General features: G+C 33.8%; 11 protein-coding genes. 5 read left to right on the top strand and 6 right to left on the bottom strand.

Annotation, left to right across the window (positions count from 1 at the left end; translation table 11 throughout):
• Nucleotides 1-329: GDP-mannose 4,6-dehydratase (locus AC07XN_RS21945; RefSeq protein WP_494744597.1), on the bottom strand; the 329-nt coding region annotated here is incomplete at its 3' end.
• A gap of 36 nt (nucleotides 330-365) precedes the next feature.
• Complete coding sequence (galE, locus tag AC07XN_RS21940; RefSeq protein ID WP_309916374.1) at nucleotides 366-1382, bottom strand: UDP-glucose 4-epimerase GalE; 1017 nt, start codon at nucleotides 1380-1382, stop codon at nucleotides 366-368.
• A 242-nt stretch (nucleotides 1383-1624) separates the two neighbouring features.
• On the opposite strand from galE, the gene AC07XN_RS21935 reads away from it, so the two are divergent.
• Nucleotides 1625-2461 carry a transglutaminase-like domain-containing protein gene (locus AC07XN_RS21935; protein ID WP_494744596.1) on the top strand — a complete coding sequence of 279 codons (837 nt, stop codon included), beginning with the start codon at nucleotides 1625-1627 and terminating at the stop codon, nucleotides 2459-2461.
• 50 nt (nucleotides 2462-2511) lie between these two features.
• On the opposite strand, the gene AC07XN_RS21930 is transcribed toward AC07XN_RS21935, so the two are convergent.
• Nucleotides 2512-3147, bottom strand: coding sequence for a 4'-phosphopantetheinyl transferase family protein (locus tag AC07XN_RS21930; protein ID WP_309916380.1), 636 nt, complete (start codon nucleotides 3145-3147; stop codon nucleotides 2512-2514).
• A 125-nt stretch (nucleotides 3148-3272) separates the two neighbouring features.
• Here AC07XN_RS21930 and AC07XN_RS21925 point away from each other — a divergent pair, with 125 nt between their 5' ends.
• The 4 genes from AC07XN_RS21925 (at nucleotide 3273) to AC07XN_RS21910 (ending at nucleotide 6608) form a co-directional block, all read left to right on the top strand.
• Complete coding sequence (locus AC07XN_RS21925; protein WP_309916384.1) at nucleotides 3273-4175, top strand: WD40 repeat domain-containing protein; 903 nt, start codon at nucleotides 3273-3275, stop codon at nucleotides 4173-4175.
• Nucleotides 4176-4246: 71 nt separating this feature from the next.
• The gene (locus AC07XN_RS21920; protein WP_309916386.1) at nucleotides 4247-5167 is read left to right on the top strand and encodes a DivIVA domain-containing protein; all 921 of its coding nucleotides are present in this window, start codon (nucleotides 4247-4249) and stop codon (nucleotides 5165-5167) included.
• 53 nt (nucleotides 5168-5220) lie between these two features.
• A complete protein-coding gene (folB, locus tag AC07XN_RS21915; RefSeq protein WP_309916389.1) occupies nucleotides 5221-5571 on the top strand; it encodes a dihydroneopterin aldolase in 351 nt (116 codons plus the stop codon).
• Between the two features lie 8 nt (nucleotides 5572-5579).
• On the top strand, nucleotides 5580-6608 hold the full coding sequence (locus AC07XN_RS21910; RefSeq protein ID WP_309916392.1) for a LacI family DNA-binding transcriptional regulator: 1029 nt from the start codon (nucleotides 5580-5582) through the stop codon (nucleotides 6606-6608).
• A 59-nt stretch (nucleotides 6609-6667) separates the two neighbouring features.
• On the opposite strand, the gene AC07XN_RS21905 is transcribed toward AC07XN_RS21910, so the two are convergent.
• Genes AC07XN_RS21905 through AC07XN_RS21895 form a run of 3 tightly spaced genes read right to left on the bottom strand, consistent with a single transcriptional unit; the run spans nucleotide 6668 to nucleotide 8011 of the window.
• The gene (locus AC07XN_RS21905) at nucleotides 6668-7084 is read right to left on the bottom strand and encodes an OsmC family protein (protein WP_309916395.1); all 417 of its coding nucleotides are present in this window, start codon (nucleotides 7082-7084) and stop codon (nucleotides 6668-6670) included.
• Nucleotides 7085-7137: 53 nt separating this feature from the next.
• Complete coding sequence (locus AC07XN_RS21900) at nucleotides 7138-7548, bottom strand: barstar family protein (protein ID WP_309916399.1); 411 nt, start codon at nucleotides 7546-7548, stop codon at nucleotides 7138-7140.
• A gap of 4 nt (nucleotides 7549-7552) precedes the next feature.
• On the bottom strand, nucleotides 7553-8011 hold the full coding sequence (locus AC07XN_RS21895) for a guanyl-specific ribonuclease (protein WP_494744595.1): 459 nt from the start codon (nucleotides 8009-8011) through the stop codon (nucleotides 7553-7555).
• Nucleotides 8012-8179: the final 168 nt, after the last annotated feature.

Genomic DNA, 8179 nt, shown 5'->3' with positions numbered 1-8179 from the left:
AAGTTGCAAGTACCCACCACATTGGTCATTACAAAAGCCATTGGTTCTGCAATTGACCTATCAACATGTGATTCTGCTGCTAAGTGAATCACACCATCAAATTGATATTTGTCAAAGAGTTGATTGATAAACTCTGCATCAACGATGTCTCCTTTTTCAAAGATATAATTAGGCTTGTCTTCTATATCTTTCAAATTCTCAAGGTTGCCAGCATAAGTCAATTTGTCAAGGTTGACAATGGTATAATCAGCATAGTTATTAACAAATAACCGAACCACATGAGAACCAATAAACCCTGCTCCACCTGTTATTAAAAGCGTTTTTTTCATAAACAAATATTTTCGTTGGTAGTAGTTGATTTACTGTTATTTTCCAATTAACTTTTTCTGCCAATTCCAAGCATCGCCTAAAGCGTCAGTTAATGTTTTTTCAGTTTTCCAACCCAAAATTTCATTAGATTTTGTACAATCTGCATATACTGCTACTACATCTCCCTCGCGTCTAGGTTTGATACTATAATCTACCTTTAAACCAGTAGCCGCTTCGAAGGCATTAATTACATCTAATACAGAACTACCTGTTCCAGTACCGATATTAAAGAAATCGTAATATTGTCCTTCAGGTTGTTTCAATAAAAGGTTCAAGGCTGATACGTGTGCTTTGGCAAGGTCAACTACATGGATATAGTCACGCACGGCTGTACCATCAGCAGTAGGATAGTCGTCACCAAAAACAGCTAATGGTCCTCTTAACCCTGCTACGCTTTGTGTTAAAAATGGAACAAGGTTAGCGGGTACGCCCAATGGTAATTCTCCAATAAGGACAGAATCATGCGCACCAATAGGATTGAAATATCTTAACGAAATAGCATGAAAGCCTGCCGAGCTAGTTACGGTATCGCGGATAATTTCTTCACATACTTGTTTGGTATTTCCATAAGGAGAGGCCGCAGGTTGAACTGCCGAGCTTTCAGTTACGGGTAAAGTATCTGGCTGACCATACACTGTACAAGAAGACGAAAATACTAAGTTATTAACGCCATATTCTTCCATTTTCTGAAGCATCAACACCGTAGCTGAAATATTATTGCTATAATATTTCAAAGGTTTTGCTACAGATTCGCCAACAGCTTTAAAGGCAGCAAAGTGAATGATTCCATCAATTTTTTGTTCAGAAAATAATTTATCCCACGTAGCAGCTTGACCAATATCACCTTCATAAAAAGTAACAGGTTTGCCAATAATTGTTTCTATACCTGTGATAGCTTCTTTTTCAGAATTAGAAAAGTTGTCAACTAATACTGTTTCAAAACCTGCGTTGTGGAGTTCAACGACTGTGTGAGACCCGATAAAGCCTGCGCCACCTGTTACTAAAATTTTCATATTTTAAGTGAATCCAGAAAAAGGAAGAGTTAAGTCAAATTATTATTATCATACTTAAATATTGAGCAGTGATGAATAATAATTATGAGGTTGCAAAAAAACAAATTTAGCATAAACCCTTACTAAAACAAAAAATATACAATTGCTTTTTCAATAAGAATTAACAAGAAAAAAGAACCTTAGAATCAAATTTGTACTTTTGAATAAGAAATGTTATTTTTAGGTGAATTAAACGTGACAATATGAAGCAATCAGAAATTAAGGCTTTAGTATCCTTATTAGAAGACGATGATAGCGAGGTGTTGAACCTTGTAGAAAATAAGATTAGGTCATTAGGAGGTACCGTAATTCCATTTTTGGAAGATCGTTGGGAAGAATCTTCTTTGAGTCCATTAACACAGAAAAAAATTGAAGACCTTATTCATGATTTACAGTATGAAGCTTTTTTTTCAAGGTTGATTACTTGGAAGGAAAACGGTGCTGAAGATTTATTAGAAGGAATGTGGGCTATTGCTACTTATCAATATCCTGAATTATCTATCGAAAAGCTGCAACAAGAATTAGAGCAAATATATTATGAGGTTTGGATGGAGTTCAGGGATAATATGCACCCAATGGACCAAATCAAAACGTTAAACTCCGTTATTTTTGGGAAAATGAAATTTGGAGCCAATACCAAGCATTTTCATTCAGCTTCCAACTCTATGCTGAATGTGGTGATGGAAAATAAAAAGGGCAATCCTATTTCGTTATGTGTCATTTATTTATTGGTAGCTCGAAAATTGAAATTGCCTATTTGGGGGGTAAATCTTCCTAATTTGTTTATACTTACTTATAAGTCAGAACAAATGCAGTTTTATATTAATGTATTCAATAGGGGGTTGGTATTTAGTAAAGTAGATATTGATAATTATATATCTCAGTTAAACATCGCTCCAAATGATATTTTTTATCAACCTTGTAGCAACTTAGATATTATCAGAAGAGTATTAAGAAACTTGACGTTAGCTTTTGAGAAAGTAGGGGATGATGACAAGGTACAAGAAATAGAAAAGGCACTCAAAGAGATGATGAAGTAATTTTTTTGTATTACCTACAGCTTTAGGATGTAGGTAATACAAAAAAATCACTATGTTACTGTCAGGACATAATCATCAAAATAAATCACTAAAAGTTCATGTTCTGTTTTTAGTTTTCCTTCAATAAATATTTCACCTGTCAATTTGTTAGGCTTATCTTCAAAGGGTTCAATATAAATATTATCTTTAAGCGACAGGTTTTTTTTGCCATACCATTTATATAAGCTTTCCTTAGCACACCAATAAATACAAAGTTTCAGCAAATCTTCGCCAGCATGATTAAGTTCGGATGCTCGAAGGAATTTATGCGAAACCCTACTTAATTTATCAGATACTTTTTCAATATCAATACCTACCTCTTCATCCAAACTGATGATTACAGCAGCATATTCATTGGTATGTGATAATGAAATGTATGCGGCGTGATTATTAATCAAATAAGGGTTTTTGTATGAGTCCTTAGCAATGCCTTCATACGTAATTCCGAACAAAGACAAAGTATATTTCGCACAAGTTCTGCTAGCAAGCCACTCTAACTGTTTCGCAGGGTGGGTTACATCAGAGATATCTATTAAATCGTTTTCTTTTATTTCTAGGTACTCTAAATAAAATGAAGGTGACTCCTCAATTTTCCAAAGAGTCAAAATACTTTTTTTAGAAATTTCTTTACAAAAAATTATTGCCATTTAACTATCCTGTAATTCAAAGCAATACAAGCCTAAATAGCCTCTATCAATCTTCGATTGTTGTCATTAGGCACAAAATAAACTATTTTTGCTTAAATAAAGATTTAAAATTTTAATCCCTACTTATGCAAGTTGATAAAATAGATACATTTTCTGGTCATCGTGACTGTGTTTATGCACTTGAAGGTAGTAAAGATTCTTCTCAGTTTTTTTCTGCTGGTGGAGATGGACTTATTGTTAAATGGAATTTAAAAACGCCAGACTTAGGAGAGCTAATAGCCCAAGTACCTGCTTCCGTTTATGCTATTTGTTTAGATAAGCAAAGGAATCAGCTGTGGGTAGGGCAAAACTTTGATGGCATTCATTTAATAGATGTTGCGTTGAAACAAGAAATTAAATCTTTGAAAATTACCTCTGCTTCTATCTTTGATATCAAAATTTATGAAAATATCGCTCTGATAGGGCTTTCTGATGGAATCATTGTGGTGATGGATGTTGAAACTTTTAGTGTAAAAAGACATTTAAAAGCATCTGACAAAAGCGTAAGAAGTATAGCGATTAATGAATTGACAAAAGAATTTGCTGTAGGATACAGTGATTTTTCTGTAAAAATCTTTGATTTGCAGGATTTTTCATTGAAATTAGTGATTGATGAACATACAAATTCAATATTTTCCGTTTGTTATTCACCAGACAAAAAGTATTTGCTTACCACAGGCAGAGATGCCCATTTGAAAGTATGGGATGTTACAGAAAAATATCAATTGAAACACAGTATTATAGCTCACCTTTTTGCAATAAACCATATTACCTATCATCCCAACGGAGATTTATTTGCAACGTGTAGCATGGATAAATCTATTAAAATTTGGGATGCTAAAACATTTAAGTTGTTGAAAGTAATTGATAAAGCCAGACACGCAGGGCATGGGACATCGGTCAATAAACTTTTTTGGAGTACCTACGAACACCAATTAGTTTCAGCATCCGATGATAAAAAAATATCTGTTTGGAGCCTGACAAACTAAGACAGGAATTTTGTGTTAAAACTTTTATTTAGAGGTTACCTTGTTTTAACCTACTTAAACAATCTAAGAAAATGAGAATTACTCCCCTTGAAATAAGAAAACATACTTTTGATAGAAGCTTTAGAGGTTTTGATACTGAATCGGTAGAAGCTTTTTTACTTTCACTTTCTCAAGAATGGGAACGTGTAGGAGAGGATATGCGCCAATCAAAACAAAAGCTTGAAGTAGCTGAGCGCGAAATTATCCGAATGCAGGAGATTGAAAGTAGTCTCTTCAAAACATTAAAAGCTGCTGAGGAAGCCCAAGACAAAATAAGCTTGAAAGCTCAAGCGGAAATAGAGCAATTAAAAGAAAATGCTAAGATTGAGGTAGAAGAAATTTTGAATGAAGCGCGTAAAAGTGCTAAAATGATTATTTCAGATGCCGAGAATAAAGCAAAGTTTTTGGTTGAAGAAGCTGTAAATGATTTAAAAAATTATGAGCGTGACTTCAAGACAATGGAGAAATATAAAGAATCATTGGTGGAAGAACTAAAACAGTTTGCTAATGATACTTTAGAGAAAGTTGCGAAATTTGAAGATAACCTAAGTTCAAGGACTAATTTTCAGAAAATAGAGAATGTAACAGAGGCAATATTCCCTGAACCTGTTGCAAAGGTTGCAGTAACTACTCCTGTAAAAGAAACGCCTTTGTTTCCAAAAGAAGAAACGCCAGAAAATGACACAAGAATTGATTTTGAACCTGCCAATGATTTTGATGATGAAAACGAAGAATTGCCAGAAGTAAGCAAAATATTAGATAAAAAAGATGTCACTGTTTTTAATGCTAAAGCTGACGAACTGGTTAAAGAAATGAAGACGATAAAAGTTAAACCTAAAAAACTTGGGAAGGATGATGGACTGCCTACAGTGTCGTCAGTAATGGAGGAGTTTGGCAAAGATAATGCAAGTGGTATTTCAAATGGGGGAGGCTCCTTTTTTGATGATTTATAGGTAATAAAATGTTTAAAAGATACTTTCATTAGTATTCAGAAATAAAAAATACAATGGGAATAATTGCCCTTGAAGGCATAGAGTTTTTTGCATATCATGGTTTTTATGCAGAAGAACAAAAAATTGGAAATCGTTATCAAATAGATATTGCTATTACGACTGATTTTTCGGAGGCAGCAGAAAATGATAAACTTAGTGACACTGTAAATTATGGCGATGTGTATGAAATAATTTCTGGTGTAATGAAGATAAAAGCAAAATTACTAGAGCATATAGCTCAGCTAATCATTAAAAGTGTCCGTAATCGTTATCCCACTATAGAATTAATTGAAGTTTCAGTATCGAAGTTTAATCCGCCTATTGGAGGTGTTTGTACAAGAGCAAAAGTAACTCTGAAAGGATAAAATAAATTATGGCACATCAAGTAACGATTAAAGATTTAGCTCGCCATCTGAATGTTTCTGTGGCAACAATTTCTCGTGCTTTGCGTGATATGCCTGAAATAAAACCAGAAACACGACAGGCTGTTCTACAACTTGCTAAGGAGTGGGACTATCAGCCTAATATTTTAGCCACCAGTTTGGTGAAAAGTAGGACAAAGACCATTGGGGTAATTGTGCCAGATTTAGCCTATCATTTTTTTGCATCGGTTATCAAAGGAATAGAAGCCGAGGCCATTGCTCGTGGTTATAGTTTATTACTTACTCAGACTAGTGAGCTGTATGAACGAGAATTGATAAACGTTCAAAATTTATCAAGGGGACAAGTAGAGGGTTTTATCATTTCTCTTTCACAAGAAACTGTTGATTTAGATCACTTAAAGCGACTTCAAAGAAAAGGAATTCCTTTAGTATTCTTTGATAGAGATGCACAAGAGCTAGATGTATCAAAAGTAATGGTAGATAATGTTGGTGCTGCTTACGAAGCCACTAAGCATTTGATTGATAATGGCTGTGAAAGAATAGCCTTTTTGGCTGGTCCACAGAGCGTTACTGTTAGTAATCAAAGACTAGAGGGATACGGAAATGCTTTAAAAGACCATGGATTTCAGATTGATACTTCTTTAATCGTACACGGTGAATATGCTTTGTCTAAAGCTGTGGAAGTGACACACCACTTAATGAATCTTGAAAATAGACCAGACGGATTTATTGTAGTAAGTGACCGACTAGCGGTGGGAGCGATTTCAGCCTTGAAGTCGCGAAATATAAAGATTCCTGAAGAAGTAGCTGTAGTAAGTTTTAATGATGAACCCATTTGTACTGTAATAACTCCTACATTATCAAGCGTTGCACAGCCTACTTGGGATATTGGGAAAAATGCTACAGCATTGCTCATTGATCAGATAGAAGATAGGTTGGGAACTTTCAAGCCAGATATTCAAATTCTAAAAACTCAATTAGTTGTAAGAGAATCATCTCAGCGATTGAAAAGGAATTAATCAGTAAATAAAATATAAAGCCTGAAGTAGATGTTGATTTTACCTCAGGCTTTATATTTTTACAACAATGTAGCATCTAAAGTAATTGTAGCATTTAATAGCTTAGAGATTGGACAATTTTCTTTAGCATGATTCACTAATTCTTCAAATTTCTCCTGCGTTAAATCAGTAGCCTTCACCGAAGTAGTTAATTTAATTACATTAATAGCACCATTTTCTAAAATTACTTGCGAAGTTGTGTCAATACTATCAGCAATAAAACCTGCTCCTTGTAAATTAAAAGCTAATTGCATTGAAAAACATCCAGCATGAGCAGCCGCTACTAACTCTTCAGGGTTTGTGCCAATGCCATCTTCAAAACGTGTATTGAAAGAATACTGTGTGTTACTCAAAACACCACTTTGGCTTGTTAATGAACCTTTACCATCTTTACCTGCACCAATCCACTGGGCAGTCGCACTTCTTTTAATTTGCATGACTTTTTTATTTAAGTTTATGAGACAAAATTTATTGAATACTATTTCCGAAACTAATTTTCATAACTAATACCAAGCGTTTCTAAATCATCTTCTGCTAATTCAGAGGGCTCGATATAAATATTTAATACTTTAGTATTATCGTTTCTTTTCCATTCTTCCGCAGCATCATCCAACACAGTTAGGATAATTTCTCGTATTTCGTCGTTTTCTTCTGATAAGAAATCGTCATAATTTTTAAATACAATGCGAATGTCATTCTGGTCTAGCCAATCTAAATCGTTTATTAGCTCATCGAATGAATCCATATTATGATTGAAATAATCGGGGAAGTACAAAGCTTTTGCAAGCGTTTGATAAAAAACTTCAACAGTCTCTACATTTTCGCCATCAATGATGGCTACCAAGATGTTATCGTGAGATTTTAGCGTCGAATCTTCACCTAAGATATAATAATTTGCCATTGTCTTATTTAATTTCAACAAATGATTGATAATGATTTTTGGTAAAATAGGCTTTCCCATCTGAACCAGTTACTAGTCTTTCAGCGCCTCTGTTTTTACCTTGAACTTTCGGATAAATATCCCATTCTCTGTAATTAATTTGCTGCCCATTCTTATCTTTTTTAGGGAGCAGCCCTTCATAATTGCCAAACTTTCTACCGCCAACGTATCCATCGAATGTTACACCATTTTCACGAATTGACTTTAAAACCTTTATTGCATTCTGTGGAATTTCTTTAGTACTAGCCGTGGGAATCTGGGCATTTTGAATAGATAATTCATAATAATAACTATTTTCACACGTTTCAAAAGGAGTTAAAGTATTATTGAAATTTGCTTTTTCAAAGGCTAAGCTGAATACTGAAGAGCAAGTAATGAAGTAAAAAAAGACTAACTTTAGGATACAGCATAATATATTTTTCATCGTTGAGAATAGTTTGAGTAAAACTACAAAAGAAGTTTTGAATTTTGTTTGTCAATAAATTTTTTAATAAAAAAATCATGCTAAATACTTCTGGGAAGTAAATTTTAGGAAATAAATTTATAGGAAATTATAATTAAATCAAATTTTGATAATCTTCTAATTATAGCT

The sequence above is a fragment of the Arcicella sp. GW458-12-2-14-TSB2 genome (assembly GCF_059423785.1).
This window is presented reverse-complemented; position numbering and strand designations above follow the sequence as displayed.